At 72.6% G+C, this 17,725-nt stretch carries 15 protein-coding genes and 1 pseudogene; 8 read left to right on the plus strand and 8 right to left on the minus strand.

The annotated features are described in order from the left end of the window. Positions 1-189: 189 nt before the first annotated feature. Positions 190-636, plus strand: coding sequence for a DUF6299 family protein (locus ACZ5FU_RS06090; protein ID WP_468833335.1), 447 nt, complete (start codon positions 190-192; stop codon positions 634-636). 68 nt (positions 637-704) lie between these two features. On the opposite strand, the gene ACZ5FU_RS06095 is transcribed toward ACZ5FU_RS06090, so the two are convergent. From ACZ5FU_RS06095 to ACZ5FU_RS06105, 3 genes are all read right to left on the minus strand, one after another. Then, entirely contained in the window at positions 705-1,562 is an 858-nt protein-coding gene (locus tag ACZ5FU_RS06095; RefSeq protein ID WP_469044821.1) for a hypothetical protein, read from the minus strand. After that, positions 1,559-1,978, minus strand: a complete 420-nt coding sequence (locus tag ACZ5FU_RS06100; protein ID WP_451526781.1) for a TraR/DksA family transcriptional regulator — start codon at positions 1,976-1,978, stop codon at positions 1,559-1,561. The genes ACZ5FU_RS06095 and ACZ5FU_RS06100 overlap by 4 nt, the downstream gene beginning before the upstream one ends. 92 nt (positions 1,979-2,070) lie before the next feature. Next, the gene (locus ACZ5FU_RS06105; RefSeq protein WP_451526782.1) at positions 2,071-2,412 is read right to left on the minus strand and encodes a TraR/DksA C4-type zinc finger protein; all 342 of its coding nucleotides are present in this window, start codon (positions 2,410-2,412) and stop codon (positions 2,071-2,073) included. Positions 2,413-2,793: 381 nt separating this feature from the next. Between ACZ5FU_RS06105 and ACZ5FU_RS06110 the strand changes: the two genes are divergently transcribed. The 4 genes from ACZ5FU_RS06110 to secD all read left to right on the plus strand — a co-directional run bounded on the left by ACZ5FU_RS06110 (position 2,794) and on the right by secD (position 7,404). Then, complete coding sequence (locus ACZ5FU_RS06110; RefSeq protein WP_451526783.1) at positions 2,794-3,744, plus strand: sensor histidine kinase; 951 nt, start codon at positions 2,794-2,796, stop codon at positions 3,742-3,744. Next, positions 3,741-4,439, plus strand: coding sequence for a response regulator (locus tag ACZ5FU_RS06115; protein WP_451526784.1), 699 nt, complete (start codon positions 3,741-3,743; stop codon positions 4,437-4,439). The genes ACZ5FU_RS06110 and ACZ5FU_RS06115 overlap by 4 nt, the downstream gene beginning before the upstream one ends. Before the next feature lie 130 nt (positions 4,440-4,569). Then, positions 4,570-4,971 (plus strand): hypothetical protein, encoded by a 402-nt coding sequence (locus ACZ5FU_RS06120; protein ID WP_468645664.1) that lies wholly within the window; start codon positions 4,570-4,572, stop codon positions 4,969-4,971. Positions 4,972-5,034: 63 nt separating this feature from the next. Then, positions 5,035-7,404 (plus strand): protein translocase subunit SecD, encoded by a 2,370-nt coding sequence (gene secD, locus ACZ5FU_RS06125; protein ID WP_469044823.1) that lies wholly within the window; start codon positions 5,035-5,037, stop codon positions 7,402-7,404. Between the two features lie 223 nt (positions 7,405-7,627). Here secD and ACZ5FU_RS06130 read toward each other — a convergent pair whose 3' ends face one another. The 5 genes and pseudogenes from ACZ5FU_RS06130 to ACZ5FU_RS06150 all read right to left on the minus strand — a co-directional run bounded on the left by ACZ5FU_RS06130 (position 7,628) and on the right by ACZ5FU_RS06150 (position 11,692). Then, positions 7,628-8,287 carry a hypothetical protein gene (locus ACZ5FU_RS06130; protein WP_469044824.1) on the minus strand — a complete coding sequence of 220 codons (660 nt, stop codon included), beginning with the start codon at positions 8,285-8,287 and terminating at the stop codon, positions 7,628-7,630. A gap of 191 nt (positions 8,288-8,478) precedes the next feature. Next, positions 8,479-9,145, minus strand: a pseudogene (locus tag ACZ5FU_RS06135) (nucleotidyl transferase AbiEii/AbiGii toxin family protein). A 5-nt stretch (positions 9,146-9,150) separates the two neighbouring features. Next, positions 9,151-9,543 carry a hypothetical protein gene (locus ACZ5FU_RS06140; RefSeq protein WP_451526788.1) on the minus strand — a complete coding sequence of 131 codons (393 nt, stop codon included), beginning with the start codon at positions 9,541-9,543 and terminating at the stop codon, positions 9,151-9,153. Between the two features lie 354 nt (positions 9,544-9,897). After that, positions 9,898-11,427, minus strand: coding sequence for a helix-turn-helix domain-containing protein (locus ACZ5FU_RS06145; protein WP_451526853.1), 1,530 nt, complete (start codon positions 11,425-11,427; stop codon positions 9,898-9,900). Positions 11,428-11,491: 64 nt separating this feature from the next. Continuing rightward, positions 11,492-11,692, minus strand: coding sequence for a DUF4236 domain-containing protein (locus tag ACZ5FU_RS06150; protein ID WP_363090398.1), 201 nt, complete (start codon positions 11,690-11,692; stop codon positions 11,492-11,494). A 332-nt stretch (positions 11,693-12,024) separates the two neighbouring features. Between ACZ5FU_RS06150 and ACZ5FU_RS06155 the strand changes: the two genes are divergently transcribed. The 3 genes from ACZ5FU_RS06155 (at position 12,025) to ACZ5FU_RS06165 (ending at position 17,668) form a co-directional block, all read left to right on the plus strand. Then, positions 12,025-12,915, plus strand: coding sequence for an aminoglycoside phosphotransferase family protein (locus tag ACZ5FU_RS06155; protein ID WP_469044826.1), 891 nt, complete (start codon positions 12,025-12,027; stop codon positions 12,913-12,915). 356 nt (positions 12,916-13,271) lie between these two features. After that, positions 13,272-15,989: an aconitate hydratase AcnA gene (gene acnA, locus ACZ5FU_RS06160; RefSeq protein WP_451526855.1), complete on the plus strand. Its 2,718-nt coding sequence runs from the start codon at positions 13,272-13,274 to the stop codon at positions 15,987-15,989. Positions 15,990-16,603: 614 nt separating this feature from the next. Beyond that, entirely contained in the window at positions 16,604-17,668 is a 1,065-nt protein-coding gene (locus ACZ5FU_RS06165) for a lytic polysaccharide monooxygenase auxiliary activity family 9 protein (protein WP_451526940.1), read from the plus strand. Positions 17,669-17,725 lie beyond the last annotated feature (57 nt).

Below are 17,725 nucleotides of genomic sequence, written 5' to 3' on the forward strand. Positions count from 1 at the left end.
CCCCGTCGAACCGACCGTGCGCCCGCCCGGGACACCGCCGCCAGAGGCCGCCGGGGAGTGTGACAGCACCGGGACGACCCGCGGACCGTTCACCGACGCACGGTGCGGACTCGCCACCGAAGGAGTGACGGTCACGGGCGCGGGCCCGTCCTCCCGGTACCAGTGGAACCCCCTACCAGGAGGTCTCCCATGCCGTTCCGCCTCGTCCCGAGCCGATTCCCGCGCCCCGCCCTGGCCGCCGGCGCCGCCCTGCTCCTGTCGGCCGCGCCCGCGGTGACCGCGACCGCCGACCCGTCCGAGAGCGTGACCGTCGACCCGGTCGGCCGGATCGCCGCCGACGGCACCGTCACCCTCTCCGGCACCTACCGCTGCGTCGGCAGCTCCGGGCCCGTCTTCGTCAGTTCCTCCGTCCGCCACGAGGACTCGACCGCCCAGTACCCCGTCGGCGGCACCCGTGCCGTCTGCGACGGCGCCGAGCACCGCTGGGTGAACACGGGCGGGACCGCGCCGGAACCGATCGAGCCCGGCGCGGTCCGCGTCGAGGTCACCCTGATGGAACTGCGCGCGACGGGCGGCCTGCCCCTGCCGCACTTCCACGCGGTGCACGCGGCCCGCATGACGCTGACGACGGACTGACGACGGGCCGACGGCGGACGGACGACGGACAGACGGCGGGCCGATGCCACCGGCCGGCGGACACGCCGTCAGCCGGGCCGGGACACCCCGGCCCCCACGACGCCGGCGGCCGAGGGGTGGGCGTGCGCGGCCCGCAGGAGTTCCGCGGCGCCCCGTACGGCGGCGGTGCGCGGGGCGGGCACCGGGTGGACCGGGGCGTGCAGACGGCCGGTCAGCCGGTAGGGGATCTCGGGCCGCGACGCGCCCCCGCCGGCCAGCAGGACACCGCGCCGCAGGGCGTCGAGCGTCTGCGGCGTGCGGTCCTCCTCCAGCATCGCGGTCACCATGGCGGTGACGGCGTCGACGAGGAGGGCGGCCGGCGGGGCCACCGGCGAGGCGGCGGCCGTGCCCGGCGGGGCGCCGTACACGTCGTCCGTCCCCAGCGCGGCACCCCGGGCGTCGACCACCGCCCCGTCCGCCAGCAGGACGACCTCCGTGAGACGGGCGCCGAGGTCCACGACGAGCAGCGGCCGGGACAGGTCGGCCCGCGCGGCCACGGCGACCGCGCGGGCGGCGGGGACGGTGAGCACGGCACGCGGGCGCAGCACCTCGACGGCGGCGCGGACCCGGCCCCGGTGGGCGACGCCGTCCAGGACGGGCGCGCTCACGATGACCAGGGGACGGCCGCCGCCGGCACCGGGCTCGCGGCCGCCGAACAGCCGGTCGAGCAACCGCGCCGTGCCGGCGCTGTCGACGCCGCTGCCGACGGCGCCCCGCGGGGCCGGTGCCCCGGCGCCGGCCGTGCTGGGGACGTCGAGTACCGTGCCCCGGTCGGACGTCCAGACCCGCGTACGGGTGGCGCCCACGTCCAGGGCGAGGCCGTAGCACCGCCGGCACAGCGGCCACGGCCGGTGCCGGCCGGAGCCGCGACGGGCCGCGGGGATCACCGGCCCGTCTCCCTGACCTGGCGGCAGCGGGCGCAGTGCCGGGCCTGCGGCACGATCGCCAGCAGCTCGCGGGCGATGGGCCGTCGGCACAGACGGCAGGAGCCGTAACGGCCCTCGTCCATGCGGCGCAGGGCCGCCTCCACGTCGGCGAGCACCATACGGGCGGAGGCGGCGAGCTGGACCCCGACCTCGATCCGGGCGGCGGCCCGCAGCCCGCCCGGCCCGTCGCCGTCCCCGTCGCCGTCACCGGGGACGAGGGCCGGGGCGGCGGACGTGAGCTGCTCGATCTGTTCCCGGCGGAACAGCAACTGCTCGTGCAGGTTCTCGCGGAGCGCGGCGAGGTCCTCCGCGGAGAGGACCGGGGACCGCTCACCTACGGTCCGGTGGTTCACGTCACCGATGGTGCGGTGGTTCACGACTTCACCCCTCGGTCAGGGCAGGACGGGAATCGGGCAGGACGGGAATCGGTCGGGGCGGGGAACGGGGACGGGCGGGGTCAGGCGGGGGGTCAGGCGCTGTGACGCTGGCAGGCGACGCAGAAGCGCGTGTACGGCAGGATCTCCAGGCGTTCGGCGGGCACCGGCCGGGAGCAACCCGTGCAGATGCCGTAACCGCCGTCGTGCACGCGCGCGAAGGCCGCCTCGATCTCGGCGAGCACGCGCCGGACGGCCTCCTTCTGCACGACCGTCACCTGGTCGGTCACCGGGTCCGTCGTTCCTCGCCCGGCCTCGTCGAGGGCCCGCAGCTGGGTCAGCCGCGCGTTGCGCTCGTGCTCGAGACGCTGACGGGCCTCGTGCGCCGTCAGGCGCTTCGGACGGCCTTCGGTGGGGGGCGTGTCGAGCGACGACATGGCGGACCTCTTCCTCGGGTGGCTCGGCGGGGGAGCGGCCGGTGGTGGTCGCCGCTCCCCTCCACCGTCGCCCACGGGCCGCCCCCTGCCTATCGGGCGCAGTACCCATCCGCCGCCGCACGCGCCGCCCGTCCCGCTCCGGACCGCCGGCCCGGCCGGCGCGCGCCGGGAAATGGGCATCAGAGCCCATCGACGCGGCGGCGGACAGCGCGCACGCTGGTCGGGGGCCGGTCGGTCCGCTCCCCGCGTCCCACGCGCGCGGGCGCGTCGACCCGGCCCCGGCCCCGGTCCCGGCGACGATTCCGACGACGAGGCCGATCACGAGACCGACCACGAGACCGACCACGTACGAAGCGTGTCCCTACGAAAGGCGCGATCCCGGTGTCCCTGTTCTGGCGGATCTTCGGGCTGAACGCGGTGGTGCTGGGCACGGCCACCGCGCTGCTGCTGTGGGCCCCGGTCACCGTCTCCGTGCCGGTCCTGCTGACCGAGGCCGTGATCCTGGTCGGCGGCATGCTGGTCATGCTGGTCGCCAACGCGGCCCTGCTGCGGCTCGCGCTGTCCCCCCTCGACCGGCTCACCCGCCTGATGACCACGGTCGACCTGCTCCGCCCCGGCCAGCGGCTGCCCGCGCACGGCATGCGCGAGGTCGCCCACCTCATCCGCACCTTCAACGCCATGCTCGACCGGCTGGAGAGCGAGAGGGCGGCCAGCAGCGGCCGTGTGCTGCTCGCGCAGGAGGCCGAACGGCGCCGCATCGCCCAGGAACTGCACGACGAGGTGGGGCAGACGATGACCGCGATCCTGCTCTCGCTGAAGCGGGCGGCCGACGAGGCGGACGAGCCCCTGCGCGGCGAACTCCGGCAGGCCCAGGAGATCACCCGGGGAAGCCTGGACGAAGTACGCCGTCTGGTACGCCGACTGCGTCCGGGGGTGCTGGACGACCTCGGCCTGGTCAGCGCCCTGACCTCGCTCACCACCGAGTTCGCCGCCCACGCCGGACTGCGGGTCGTACGCCGGTTCGACGCGGACCTGCCGGCCCTCGACCCGCAGACGGAACTGGTGCTGTACCGGGTCGTCCAGGAGAGCCTGACCAACGCGGCCCGCCACGCCGGGGCCGACCGGGTCGAGGTGAGCCTGTCCTCCGCGGACGGCGCGCTGCTGCTGGCCGTCACCGACGACGGCCATGGGACCGGCATCGCGCACGAGGGCGCCGGCATCCGGGGGATGCGGGAGCGGGCGCTGCTCGTGGGGGCCACCCTGGACATCGTCTCCCAGCCGACCGGCACCCAGGTCCGGCTGACCGTGCCCGTCCGGAAGAAGGTGTCATGACCACCCCGACCGACCCGTCCCCGACCGATCCCTCCTCGACCGCCCCGTCCCCGATCCGCATCCTCCTCGCCGACGACCACGCCCTGGTGCGCCGCGGAGTGCGCCTCATCCTCGACCGGGAACCCGACCTCGAGGTCGTCGCCGAGGCCGGGGACGGCGCCGAGGCCATCGCCCTGGCGCGGGCCCACGACATCGACCTGGCCGTGCTGGACATCGCCATGCCCCGGATGACCGGCCTGCAGGCGGCCCGTGAACTCGCCGCGCTGAAGCCGGGCCTGCGCATCCTGATGCTGACCATGCACGACAACGAGCAGTACTTCTTCCAGGCGCTGAAGGCCGGGGCCGGCGGATACGTGCTCAAGTCCGTGGCCGACCGCGACCTGGTCGCCGCCTGCCGGGCCGCCGTGCGCGACGAGCCCTTCCTCTACCCCGGCGCGGTCACCGCCCTCGTGCGCAACTACCTCGACCGCGTCCGCCACGGCGAGGAACCCCCGCAACGGGTGCTGACCGCGCGCGAGGAGGAGGTCCTCAAGCTCGTGGCGGAGGGCAACACCTCCAAGGAGATCGCGGAGACCCTGTTCATCAGCATCAAGACCGTCCACCGCCACCGGGCGAACCTCCTCAGCAAGCTCGGCATGCGCGACCGGCTGGAACTCACCCGGTACGCCATCCGGGCGGGCCTCATCGAGCCCTGAACCGGCCCGTACGGGCACGAAGCGAGCCGCCCGCACGTCATCACGTCGACGAGGGGAACGGCCGCCCGCGCGGAAGCCACCTGAACCGGCCGCGCGCGAACGAGGAGAACGAGGAGAGGGGGGACGGCACATGACACGCTCCGCGCGTCCCGTCCCCCGTGGCGGGCCCCGCCCGCCGACGGCGGCCGCCCTGCTCACCGCCCTCCTCGTCGTCCTCACCACCCTTCTCACCCCGGCCGCACACGACGGCCCTCGCCTTCACCCTCACGCCCCGCACGGCGTCTCCGCGGGCGTCGAGGCGGGCGGCGCCCCCGTCGCCGACGACGCGCCGCCCGCCGTCCGCACGGCAGCGGCCCGCGTCCACGGCGACCTCCCCGCCCCGCCGGCCCTCGCCGGCCTCGACCCCCGGGACCCGGCCGGCACCGCTTTGCCGGGAACGCCGGCCCCGCGGACGGCCGTGCTCCCACCCGTCCGCCCGCGCCCGGCCGACGGCCACCCCCTGCGCGCCCCGCCCCCTCCTCCAGGCACCTGACATCCCCCTCTCTTCCTTCACCGCGGTCCCGTCCGGGCCGCGGCACGCCTGCCGGAGGCCCGCTTGACCCGCGCCCAGCGCATCCGAGGGCTGCTCGCCCTCGCCGTAGTCGCCCTGTCCCTGTACGTCGCCATGACCGTGCCCGTCCACCTCGGGCTCGATCTGCGCGGCGGCACCCAGATCGTGCTGGAGACCCGACCCACCGCCACCACCGACACCACCGACGACGGCGACACCGTCGACCGCACCGTGGAGGTGCTGCGCGGCCGCGTCGACGCGCTCGGCGTCGCCGAACCCACCATCGTCCGCTCCGGCGACGACCGCATCGTCGTCGAACTCCCCGGCGTCCAGGACCCGGCGGAGGCGGCGGAGGTCCTGGGCCGCACCGCCCAGCTCACCTTCCACCGGGTGCTGGGCACGGCGGCGGGGTCCGGATTCGATACCGCTCCCGGAACCGTGCCCGACGCCGCTCCCGGAACCGCGCCCGACGCCGCTCCCGGAACCGAAGCCGCTCCCGGAGCCGCCCCCGGCCCACGTCCCGAGTCGCGGCCCGACCCGGGCCCCGACCCCACCCGCGCACGCGTCCTGTCCGACGAGTCCGGTCAGCCCCTGCGCCTCGACGCGGCCGCGCTGACCGGCGGCGACGTCGGAGAGGCCGCCGCCCGGTTCGACCAGCAGGGCGGCGCGGGCTGGCACGTCACCGTCGACTTCGAGGGCGCGGGCCGCGACCGCTGGGCCCGCCTGACCGGCGAGGCGGCCTGCCGGCCCGCGGGAGACCCGGCCCGCCGGGTGGCCATCGTCCTCGACGACAGGATCATCTCCTCACCGCAGGTCGACCCCTCGGTGGGCTGCGGTGCAGGCATCAGCGGCGGCTCCACGATGATCAACGGCGCCTTCGACGACGGCGACGCCCGGGAACTCGCCCTGCTCGTCAACGGCGGCGCCCTGCCGGTACCGGTCGAGACCGTCGAACAGCGCACCGTCGGCCCCACCCTCGGCGCGAGCGCCATCACCGCCAGCGCCTGGGCCGCCGCCGTCGGCAGCGCGCTGACCGTCCTGTTCGTCATCGTCGTCTACCGGCTGCTGGGCGTCCTCGCCGCCGCGGCCCTGCTCTGCTACGGCCTGATCTCCTACGCCGCCCTGGCCGCCCTGGGCGCCACCCTCACCCTGCCCGGCCTGGCCGGGTTCGTCCTGGCCATCGGCATGGCGGTGGACGCCAACGTGCTCGTCTTCGAGCGGGCCCGGGAGGAGTACGCGGCGCGCCACCGGCCCACCCCGCGCTCGGCCCTGGCCGCCGGCTTCCGCAACGCCCTCAGCGCGATCGCCGACTCCAACATCACCACCCTCATCGCCGCCGGACTGCTGTTCGCGCTGGCGTCGGGCCCCGTCCGCGGTTTCGGCGTCACCCTCGGCATCGGCGTCCTGGCCTCGATGGTCAGCGCCCTGGTCGTCACCCGCGCGCTCGCCGACCTCGCCGTGGCCCGCCCGGGTCTGCGCCGCCGGCCCCACCTGACGGGCATCGCCCACACCGGCGCCGTCCGCGACCGGCTCGCCCGCAAGGACCCGCACCTGATGCGCCACCCCCGCCGCTGGCTGGCCGCGTCCGCCGCCGCACTGGTCCTCGCCGGGGCCGGGATCGCCCTGCGCGGCCTCGACCTCGGCATCGAGTTCACCGGCGGCCGCCAGATCGAGTACGCCACCGCCGCCCCGGTCGACCCCGACCGGGTCCGCGCCGCCCTCACCGACGCCGGCTTCCCCGAGGCCGTGGTGCAGACCTCCGGCGAGAACCGGCTCACCGTCCGGACCGGCCAGGTGAGCGACGCGCAGGCGGACGCCGTCGGCGCGGCCGTCACCGGACTGACCGGCCCCGCCGACGAACTCCGCGACGAGGCCATCGGCCCCAGCCTCGGCGAGGAACTGCGCCGAGGCGCGGTCATCGCCCTCGCCGTCGCCCTCGGCGCCCAACTCGTCTACCTGGCGGCCCGGTTCCGCCTGCTGCTCGGCACGGCCGCCGTCGCTGCCCTCGCCCACGACGTCGTGATCCTCGTCGGCGTCTTCGCCTGGCTCGGCAAACCGGTCGACGGCGTCTTCCTGGCCGCGCTCCTCACCGTCATCGGCTACTCCGTCAACGACTCCGTCGTCGTCTTCGACCGCGTCAGGGAACTGACCCGGCGCGCGGACGGGGGGCGCGCCGCCTCCTTCCGCCGCATCGCCGACCGGGCGCTGCAGCAGACCCTGCCCCGCACGGTCAACACCGGGACGGGCGCCGCGCTCGTCCTCACCGCGCTGGCGGTCTTCGGCGGCGACTCCCTCACCGACTTCGCCGTGGCCCTGCTCGTCGGCCTCGCCGTGGGAACGTACTCCTCCATGTTCACGGCGACACCGCTGGCCGTCCTGCTCCACGAACGCCGCCCGGGAGCACGGTCGGCGTGACGCGGGTCACGGGAAGGGGGCGGGCGGCGCCGGACAGCCCATGGAGGTGAGCACCGATACGCGTACCCGGGTACGGGCCGGAGACCCCGCCGCCTTCGCGAAGCTGTTCGACGGCTTCGCGAAGGCGGTCCACCACCATGCCTTGCGGGCACCACGTGAGCGGGAGCCGGGCGGCCGGACCGCCCGGCCGCGTGAAGACGGGCCGGTCACGCCGGCCCGGTGGTCACCGTTCCCGCTCTCCGGGGCTGAACGGGCCGGTGGCAGGGGCCACGCAGGTGTCGACGAGGGTCCGCTCCCCGGCCGCCGAGCCCGCCAGGCAGAGTCGTCCGCCCTGCTCGCGCAGGTCGAGGAAGAACCGCGTGGCCGCACCGGACTGCTCGAGACCGTGGATGCGCTCGTCGACGTAGCCGAGGCCGTTCAGGACCGCCCTGACCTCGGTCGGGGTGGGAGCCGTCAGCCCCAGGAGAGCCCGGGTGACGCGCTCTTCGTGGAGGAAGCTCGCGCACCAGTCGCGAGCGTTCAACTCCACCTCAGGCCCCGCCGTCGGGGCGATGGGCTCGATCGCGTCGCTCGGCGGCGTCTCCACCCCATCAGGCGGCAGCGCCTCCGTCGGGCCGGTCGGCGGCGCCTCCGGCGGGGCGCTCGGGGGACACGACCGCGCGACCTCGCTCAGCATCCCGGCGGAGGACGCGGAGGACGCGGAGGACGCGGCGGACCGGCCCCCGGAGGTGTCGGCGGGCACGCTCAGCGCTCCGTCGGCGCTCGTCCCCGCGGTCCCGCAGGCGGAGAGGAGGCAGACGCCGACGACCGCCATGGCGAACGTGAGCCGCGGACGGCGCGAGGAGCGGGCAACCGTGCCGGTCAGGGCGAGGGATCGTCTCATGCGCCAAGTCTCGGCCCGCCCCGCCCCGTTCACGTGAGCACCCGTACTCAGGTGAGGAGGGGAAGCAGCTCACACGTCGACGAAAGACGTCTTTCCCCACGGCGGACGACGCGGACGATGCGCACGACGCGGATGTGCGGTCCCTGCCGGAACGGGGAACGGTTCCGGCACACGGCCTTTCCCGGACATGATTACTCGATGTCCGGATCATCGGCCTCTTGGAGGAGGCGGGTCGCAAGGTCGTCGGCCCACTCCACGGCCCAAGAGCGGAGAGCGGTGATGGTGGCGTCATCGAGCCCGTAGGCGGCGAAGGCTTCGTCGTCGGTCCATTCGGCGCCCGTGAGGTTCGACTGCGTCCTCGCGTTCGAAGCGGCCGCGGGCGTGGCGGCGGCCGAACTCCTCGAGCTCGGCATTGGTCCAGCGGAGGGAGGCTGCGAACACGTCGATCAGGTCGCGGGGCGCTCCACGGTCGGTGAGAGCGCGGACCTTGGTCCCGATCACGTCCTCCTCCGCGAGGACGGGCCCGTACGGACTCTGGGCGACCGGTCGCCAGAAGATCTCCTTGGGAATGTCGACCTCGCAGTCCTGCCCGGTGGCCGGATCGGACACGGTGAAGCGGGCGGACAGCGGTGCGGTCTCCAACGCGTGCACTTTCCAACCGCGGGTTTCCAGGCCGGAGCGGATCGCGGCCGCGATGTCGGCCATGGGCGCCGGGTTCTCGGTGGCGACGTCGAGATCCTGACTGGGGCGGTTCACGAGGCGGTGCGCCCGTACGGCATATCCGCCGGTGAGGACCAGGGGATACGGGGAGCCGAGAGCGATCACATCTGCCAGGAGCCGTGTGTGCAGCTCCGGCATGTCCGTCACGCGGCTGCCCGGGTGCGGGAGGCGAGCTGGGGGAAGGCGTCTTCCCATACGGTGCGCACGGTGCGGCCGACGAGGGTGCGCAGCACCGGCCACAGCTGGAGGAGCAGGTCCTGGTCGAGGTAGCGAGGCAGGTCGTCGCGCAGGCCCTCGTGCAGGACGGTGCGGTACAGGTCCATACGCCGGCGCGGCTTGCCCAGGTCGTACGACGTCATCCCGGACCAGGCCATGTGCAGGGGCAGCTCCACGATCCCCTGGGTCGGGCCGTGCAACTCGTCCAGTGACTCCGGCAGACGCCGTCGGAACTTCTCCCGGTACAGCGCGAGGTCCTCGGCGGCCGCGTCCGAGAGGCCGCTCGGGGCGGGCGCGGGGTGCTGTGGGCTGAAGGACATGCTCCCATGATGACCGCGGGAGGAGTAAGGACCATGACGCGCGAGCTTGCGTTCGCAGTGAGTGGGACGGGCCCGTTGAGGGTGTCCGAGCGTGGCAGAAAGGCAGTGAGCCGAAAAACCGGCCCGCCCTGTCCTCGTCCATGCGCCGCTCAGCTCGAAGCCCGGCCGGTGAGCCCTCACGTGCAGTGACGGGCGAGCCGCCCTTCAGCCACTGAGGCCGGCAGTCTCCCGGCTCGGCCCAGAAGTCCCTGAGAAGTCCCGTCCCTGAGAAGTCCCACAGACACAGCCGAGTCCCCTCCTGGCTCGCATATATGCAGGTCAAAAGGGGACTCGTGGTGCTCTTTCTTATGGCTTTCAGATGTCCCGGAAGATCTCGATCTGCGCCCCGATCGAGTTCAGCCGCTCCGCCAGGTCCTCGTAACCGCGGTTGATGACGTAGACGTTGCGCAGCACCGAGGTGCCCTCCGCCGCCATCATCGCCAGCAGGACGACCACCGCGGGCCGCAGGGCCGGCGGGCACATCATCTCGGCGGCGCGCCAGCGGGTGGGGCCCTCGACCAGGACCCGGTGGGGGTCGAGGAGCTGGAGCCGGCCGCCGAGGCGGTTGAGGTCGGTGAGGTAGATCGCGCGGTTGTCGTAGACCCAGTCGTGGATGAGGGTCTTGCCCTGGGCGACGGCCGCGATGGCCGCGAAGAACGGCACGTTGTCGATGTTCAGGCCCGGGAACGGCATCGGGTGGATCTTGTCGATCGGCGCCTCCAGCTTGGAGGGCCGCACGGTCAGGTCCACCAGCCGGGTACGGCCGTTGTCCGCGGGGTACTCGGGCGTGCGGTCGTGGTCGAGGCCCATCTCCTCCAGGACCGCCAGCTCGATCTCCAGGAACTCCACGGGGACGCGGCGGACCGTCAGTTCCGACTCCGTCACCACCGCCGCGGCCAGCAGGCTCATCGCCTCGACCGGGTCCTCGGAGGGGGAGTAGTCGACGTCGACGTCGATGTCCGGCACGCCGTGCACGGTGAGCGTGGTGGTGCCGATGCCCTCGACCCCGACGCCGAGCGCCTCCAGGAAGAAACAGAGGTCCTGGACCATGTAGTTCGAGGAGGCGTTGCGGATGACGGTCACCCCGTCGTGCCGGGCGGCGGCCAGCAGCGCGTTCTCGGTGACGGTGTCCCCGCGCTCGGTCAGCACGATCGGACGGTCCGGGCGCACGGCGCGGTCGACGACGGCGTGGTACTGCCCCTCCGTCGCGGCGACGTCCAGCCCGAACCGCCGCAACGCGATCATGTGCGGCTCGATGGTTCGCGTCCCGAGGTCGCAGCCGCCGGCGTACGGCAGCATGAAGCGGTCCGCGCGGTGCAGCAGCGGGCCGAGGAACATGATGATCGAGCGGGTGCGCACGGCGGCCTCGGCGTCGATGGCCGCCATGTCCAGCTCGGCCGGCGGCACGATCTCCAGGTCGACGCCCCCGTTGATCCAGCGCGTGCGGACGCCGATCGAGTTCAGCACCTCCAGGAGGCGGTAGACCTCCTCGATGCGGGCGACCCGGCGCAGCACCGTGCGCCCCCGGTTGAGCAGGGAGGCGCACAGCAGGGCCACACACGCGTTCTTGCTCGTCTTCACGTCGATGGCGCCGGACAGCCGGCGGCCGCCCACCACGCGCAGGTGCATCGGTCCCGCATAGCCCAGTGAGACGATCTCACTGTCCAGAGCTTCACCGATTCGAGCGATCATCTCAAGGCTGATGTTTTGATTCCCGCGCTCGATGCGGTTGACGGCGCTCTGGCTGGTTCCGAGCGCCTCGGCGAGCTGCGCCTGTGTCCAGCCCCGGTGCTGCCGGGCGTCACGGATGAGCTTGCCGATGCGTACGAGGTAGTCGTCTGCCATGAGGCTGAGGTTATCTCAGATATGAGATCGCACATCTCGGGGGGTCTGTTCGAGTGATGCCCCGTCAACGTCGCTTGGCGGTACGCGTGCGACGCCACCCGAAAGGTCCGGGCAAATCCATCGATGTCGTACGACGGCCGGTGCTGCTGTGGGTGTGGCGCGGGCCGTGCGAGCCGCCGCCGGTGGTGATGGACCACGAACGCTTGTTGATGTTCAGGCGCACCCCCGGGAGGATGCGGAAGCTCTTGCGGAAGGTGAGGGGCATCGGGGTCTCCTTCTCGGTCGGGACGTCGGGACGTCGGGAGCGCTCCACGGCCGTCCCGGGAACGCTCCGCTTCCGTCTACCCCCGCCCTGCCGGGTCATGGCCGCCGTGCCGCCGACCTGACGCACCGGCAGCTGACGCGCCGTCGGACACCCGACGGACCGGATGGATCCGGAGGGCCGGGAGCGGGCCCGGACGGTTGAGACATCCGGGTGGCCGAAGAAATCTCGGTCGACCTGGAACCCGGCGTCTGAATACTTGCTGTCGTCCCGGTTGATCTGGACTGCTTCCGTCGTTTCGAACCGGACCAGTGGAAGGGCCTGCGAGATTGACCATGCACGATGACCAAGTGGACGTGACCACCGACGTCGTCGCGACCTTGATCCGAGAACAGTTCCCTCAGTGGAGCGGCAAGGCGATCCGCCCCCTGTCGTCGACCGGGACGGTCCACGCCGTCTTCCGCGTCGGGGACGACCTCTCCGCGCGTTTCCCGCTGCGTCCGACCGATGCCGCGGAGGCGCTGGCGGTTCTGGAGCGGGAAGCCCGGGCGAGCGCGGAGCTGGCACGGGTGTCCCGGTTCCCCGTTCCGGAACCCGTCGCCCTGGGAAAGCCCGGAGCGGGTTACCTCATGCCGTGGTCGGTCCAGACGTGGCTGCCGGGAACGGTCGCCTTCGAAGCCGACCCGAGTGGGTCGGACGCTTTCGCCGAGGACCTTGCGGCCTTCATCGCGGCCCTGCGGGACGCCGAGACGCGGGGGCGGCGGTTCAGCGGCGACAACCGTGGCGGCGTTCTCGCCCACCACGACGACTGGATGGCGAAGTGCTTCGAGGAGAGCCAGGGGCTGCTCGACGTGCCCCGGCTGCGCCGATTGTGGAGCCGCTTCCGGGAGTTGCCGCGCACGGCCGCCGACGTGATGAGCCATGGTGACCTGATCCCCGGCAACGTACTGGTCACGGGAGACCGGCTCGGCGGCGTACTCGACACCGGCGGCTTCGGCCCGGCCGACCCCGCGCTGGACCTGGTCGGCGCCTGGCACCTGTTGCGGCCGGGCCCACGGGACGTGCTCCGGCGGATACTGGCCTGCGACGATCTGGAGTGGGAGCGCGGCAAGGCATGGGCGTTCGAACAGGCGATGGGGCTCGTCTGGTACTACGCCGAGAGCAATCCGACGATGAGCCGAATGGGGCGCCGGACACTCGACCGCATTCTGGAGTCGACGAAGTGACGTCGCCCCGGTCGCGGGCCGTGACGGAGACGACCGCTTGCCGCCCTCGCCGAGACGGCACCCATGGGAACAGGTCGGCTGAGGCGGGGCATGTCCGCTCGATTCGGGAAATCACCGAAAGTGACCTCGCGGAGAGCGGAGGCTTCCTTTCATCGGATGACGGCTGACGGGCGGGCCCGGACATGACCAGTCGGCCCCCATGTACTAGAGTTATCTCGACATCGAGATATCTGCCGAGGCGCACCGCAGCCGCCACCCGAGTAAGGGTTACCTAACTTAGCCTGTCCTAAGCGATCGGCCAAGCCCGCGTGACGGCAGGATGCGGTGGTACGCGCACATCAATGAAGGAGACTGTCGTGTCGGCGAACAGCTTCGACGCCCGCAGCACGCTGCAGGTGGGCGACGAGTCGTACGAGATCTTCCGGCTGGACAAGGTCGAGGGCTCCGCGCGCCTTCCCTACAGCCTGAAGGTGCTGCTGGAGAACCTGCTCCGCACGGAGGACGGCGCGAACATCACCGCCGACCACATCCGCGCCCTCGGCGGCTGGGACTCGCAGGCCCAGCCCTCCCAGGAGATCCAGTTCACGCCGGCCCGCGTGATCATGCAGGACTTCACCGGCGTGCCCTGTGTCGTCGACCTCGCCACCATGCGCGAGGCCGTCAAGGAGCTGGGCGGCGACCCGAACAAGATCAACCCGCTCTCCCCGGCCGAGATGGTCATCGACCACTCCGTCATCGCCGACAAGTTCGGCACCAACGACGCCTTCAAGCAGAACGTCGACCTGGAGTACGGCCGCAACAAGGAGCGCTACCAGTTCCTGCGCTGGGGCCAGACCGCCTTCGACGACTTCAAGGTCGTCCCGCCCGGCACCGGCATCGTCCACCAGGTGAACATCGAGCACCTGGCCCGCACGGTCATGGTGCGAGGCGGCCAGGCGTACCCCGACACCCTGGTCGGCACCGACTCGCACACCACCATGGTCAACGGCCTCGGCGTCCTCGGCTGGGGCGTCGGCGGCATCGAGGCCGAGGCCGCGATGCTCGGCCAGCCGGTCTCCATGCTCATCCCGCGCGTCGTCGGCTTCAAGCTGACCGGCGAGCTGCCGGCCGGCACCACCGCCACCGACCTCGTGCTGACCATCACCGAGATGCTGCGCAAGCACGGTGTCGTCGGCAAGTTCGTCGAGTTCTACGGCGAGGGCGTCGCCGCGACCTCGCTCGCCAACCGCGCCACCATCGGCAACATGTCGCCGGAGTTCGGCTCGACCGCCGCGATCTTCCCGATCGACGCCGAGACGATCAACTACCTCAAGCTCACCGGCCGCCCCGAGCAGCAGCTCGCGCTCGTCGAGGCGTACGCCAAGGAGCAGGGCCTCTGGCTGGACCCGAAGGCCGAGCCCGACTTCTCCGAGAAGCTCGAGCTGGACCTGTCCACCGTCGTCCCCTCGATCGCCGGCCCGAAGCGCCCGCAGGACCGCATCGTCCTCGCCAACGCCGCCGAGCAGTTCAAGACGGACGTGCGCAACTACGTCGACGACGTCGACGAGGCGGGCAAGGAGTCCTTCCCGGCCTCCGACGCCCCGGCCGTCGCCCCGAACGGCGCCCCGTCCAACCCGGTCACCGTGACCGCCCCCGACGGCTCGACGTACGAGATCGACCACGGTGCGGTGACGGTCGCGGCCATCACCTCCTGCACCAACACCTCCAACCCGTACGTCATGGTCGCCGCCGCGCTCGTCGCGAAGAAGGCCGTGGAGAAGGGCCTGACCCGCAAGCCCTGGGTCAAGACCACCCTCGCCCCGGGTTCGAAGGTCGTCACCGACTACTTCGACAAGGCGGGCCTGACCCCCTACCTCGACAAGGTCGGCTTCAACCTCGTCGGCTACGGCTGCACCACCTGCATCGGCAACTCCGGCCCGCTGCCGGAGGAGGTCTCCAAGGCCGTCAACGACCACGACCTCGCGGTCACCTCGGTCCTCTCCGGCAACCGGAACTTCGAGGGCCGGATCAACCCCGACGTCAAGATGAACTACCTGGCCTCCCCGCCGCTGGTCGTCGCGTACGCCATCGCGGGCTCCATGAAGGTGGACATCACGCGCGACGCGCTCGGCGTCGACCAGGACGGCAACCCGGTCCACCTGAAGGACATCTGGCCCTCCGAGGCCGAGGTCAACGACGTCGTGGCCAACGCCATCGGCGAGGACATGTTCAACAAGTCCTACCAGGACGTCTTCGCGGGCGACGCCCAGTGGCAGGCGCTGCCGATCCCGACCGGCAACACCTTCGAGTGGGACGCCGAGTCGACCTACGTCCGCAAGCCCCCGTACTTCGAGGGCATGACGATGGAGACCACCCCGGTCTCCGACATCACGGGCGCCCGCGTCCTGGCCAAGCTGGGCGACTCGGTCACCACCGACCACATCTCCCCGGCCGGCGCCATCAAGGCCGACACCCCGGCCGGCAAGTACCTCACCGAGCACGGTGTGGAGCGTCGTGACTTCAACTCCTACGGCTCGCGCCGGGGCAACCACGAGGTCATGATCCGCGGCACGTTCGCCAACATCCGCCTGCGCAACCAGATCGCGCCGGGCACCGAGGGCGGCTACACCCGCGACTTCACCCAGGAAGACGCTCCGGTGTCGTTCATCTACGACGCCTCCCGCAACTACATCGAGCAGGGCATCCCGCTGGTCGTCCTGGCCGGCAAGGAGTACGGCTCCGGCTCGTCCCGCGACTGGGCCGCCAAGGGCACCGCGCTCCTGGGCGTCAAGGCCGTCATCGCCGAGTCCTACGAGCGCATCCACCGCTCGAACCTCATCGGCATGGGCGTCCTGCCGCTGCAGTTCCCCGAGGGCCAGTCCGCCACGACCCTGGGCCTGACCGGCGAGGAGACCTTCTCCTTCACCGGTGTCGAGGAGCTGAACGACGGCACCACCCCGCGCACCGTCAAGGTCACCACCGACACCGGTGTCGAGTTCGACGCGGTCGTCCGCATCGACACCCCCGGTGAGGCCGACTACTACCGCAACGGCGGCATCATGCAGTACGTGCTGCGCAGCCTGATCCGCAAGTAAGCGGTCGGGCGAGCGGTACGGCACGGCCGTCGAGGGCCGCTTCCCCGGTGACGGGGGAGCGGCCCTCCGCCGTACGGCGGGCCGTCGCGGTCGCCGTCACCGTCTCCGCCGTCACCGTTGCCGTGCCTCTGCGGCCGCCGACGGCGCTCGACGCCCCCACGGACACCCCCGGTGGCCCACCCTCCTGTGGGCCACCGGCCGCACGGACCTCCCGGGCCGCCCCCGCCCCACCCGGTGGCGCCGGTACGGCGCACCCGCCCACGAGCGGCGGCGGCGACACGTCCGCGGGCGGCGGCGCCGCCGCGGGCAGGGGGACGCGTCCGCTCCGCCTTCCGCGACCCGGCCGGGCCGCGGGTTCCGTGAATCGACGCCGATTCCGTTTACAAGTCGGCTCTCCGGCGCTACCTTGCGCCACAGGTGAGGTGGGAGCGCTCCCATCCGGCGGACCGGAACCCGCCGGGACCGCTCCCGCCTCCACCCCTCCTCCGCGCACCCGCATTCGCACCCGCACCCGTACTCGCACCCGCGGCCGCACCCGCCCCGCACCCTCTCCATGCCCGCACGGTCCGTACACGGAAGGACGGACTCCCATGCGAGACACCGACATCGATGTCATGATCACGACAAAATCTGGAGCCGGGTCACGCGCCAAGGCCCTCCTCCTCGTCCTCCTCTCCCTCCTGGTCGCCCTCCCCGCCGCCGGACTCGTCGTCACGGCGGGCGGCACGGCCGAGGCCCACGGGACACCGATGAAGCCCGGCAGCCGGACCTTCCTGTGCTGGCAGGACGGGCTGACCGACACCGGCGAGATCAAACCGGTCAACCCCGCCTGCCGGAACGCGCAACAGGTCAGCGGGACGACGCCGTTCTACAACTGGTTCTCCGTGCTCCGCTCCGACGGCGCCGGCCGCACCCGCGGCTTCGTGCCCGACGGACAACTGTGCAGCGGGGGGAACACCAACTTCACCGGCTTCGACGCCCCCCGCGCCGACTGGCCGCTCACCCACCTCACTTCGGGCGCGACGATCGACTTCTCCTACAACGCCTGGGCCGCGCACCCGGGTTGGTTCCGCGTCTACCTCACCAAGGACGGCTTCGACCCGACCCGGACCCTCACCTGGGACGCCGTCGAGGACCAGCCGTTCCTGAGCGTCGACCACCCGCCGCTCAACGGCACCCCGGGCACGGTCGAGGCCGACTACCGGTGGAGCGGCAAGCTGCCCGAGGGCAAGTCGGGGCGCCACGTCGTCTACATGGTGTGGCAGCGCTCCGACAGCGCGGAGACCTTCTACTCCTGCTCCGACGTCGTCTTCGACGGCGGCGACGGCGAGGTGACCGGCATCCACGAGCCCGGGAACCCGACCGAACCCGTCCCCGGCACCTGCACGGCCACCCGCCGCACGACGGGCACGTGGAACGGCGGACACCAGTCCGAGGTCACCGTCACCAACTCCGGCGACGTCCCGATGCTCGGCTGGATGGTCGACTGGACGCTGCCCGCCGGCCAGAAGGTCGACAGCCTCTGGAACGGCACCGCCACCTACGCCGGCCAGGCGGTGATGGTCCACAACGCCGGCTGGAACGGCTCGCTGAGCCCGGGGCAGAGCGCGAGCTTCGGGTACGTCGTCTCGGGCGCCGGCGGCGACAGCACGACGACCCTTCCCTGCCGGGTCGGCTGAGCCCGGGCCGGCACCCCGCCACGGACCGGCCGCGCCGGAGCGCCACCCCGCTCCGGC

This window comes from Streptomyces sp. NPDC031554, from assembly GCF_055580685.1.

Coding starts and splice junctions, on each gene's coding strand:
- ACZ5FU_RS06120 (WP_468645664.1), top strand. CDS start 4,570: ATGACACGCTCCGCGCGTCCCGTCCCCCGTGGCGGGCCCCGCCCGCCG.
- ACZ5FU_RS06140 (WP_451526788.1), bottom strand. CDS start 9,543: ATGTCCTTCAGCCCACAGCACCCCGCGCCCGCCCCGAGCGGCCTCTCG.
- ACZ5FU_RS06155 (WP_469044826.1), top strand. CDS start 12,025: ATGCACGATGACCAAGTGGACGTGACCACCGACGTCGTCGCGACCTTG.
- ACZ5FU_RS06145 (WP_451526853.1), bottom strand. CDS start 11,427: ATGGCAGACGACTACCTCGTACGCATCGGCAAGCTCATCCGTGACGCC.
- ACZ5FU_RS06090 (WP_468833335.1), top strand. CDS start 190: ATGCCGTTCCGCCTCGTCCCGAGCCGATTCCCGCGCCCCGCCCTGGCC.
- ACZ5FU_RS06105 (WP_451526782.1), bottom strand. CDS start 2,412: ATGTCGTCGCTCGACACGCCCCCCACCGAAGGCCGTCCGAAGCGCCTG.
- ACZ5FU_RS06165 (WP_451526940.1), top strand. CDS start 16,604: ATGATCACGACAAAATCTGGAGCCGGGTCACGCGCCAAGGCCCTCCTC.
- ACZ5FU_RS06115 (WP_451526784.1), top strand. CDS start 3,741: ATGACCACCCCGACCGACCCGTCCCCGACCGATCCCTCCTCGACCGCC.
- ACZ5FU_RS06150 (WP_363090398.1), bottom strand. CDS start 11,692: ATGCCCCTCACCTTCCGCAAGAGCTTCCGCATCCTCCCGGGGGTGCGC.
- ACZ5FU_RS06130 (WP_469044824.1), bottom strand. CDS start 8,287: ATGAGACGATCCCTCGCCCTGACCGGCACGGTTGCCCGCTCCTCGCGC.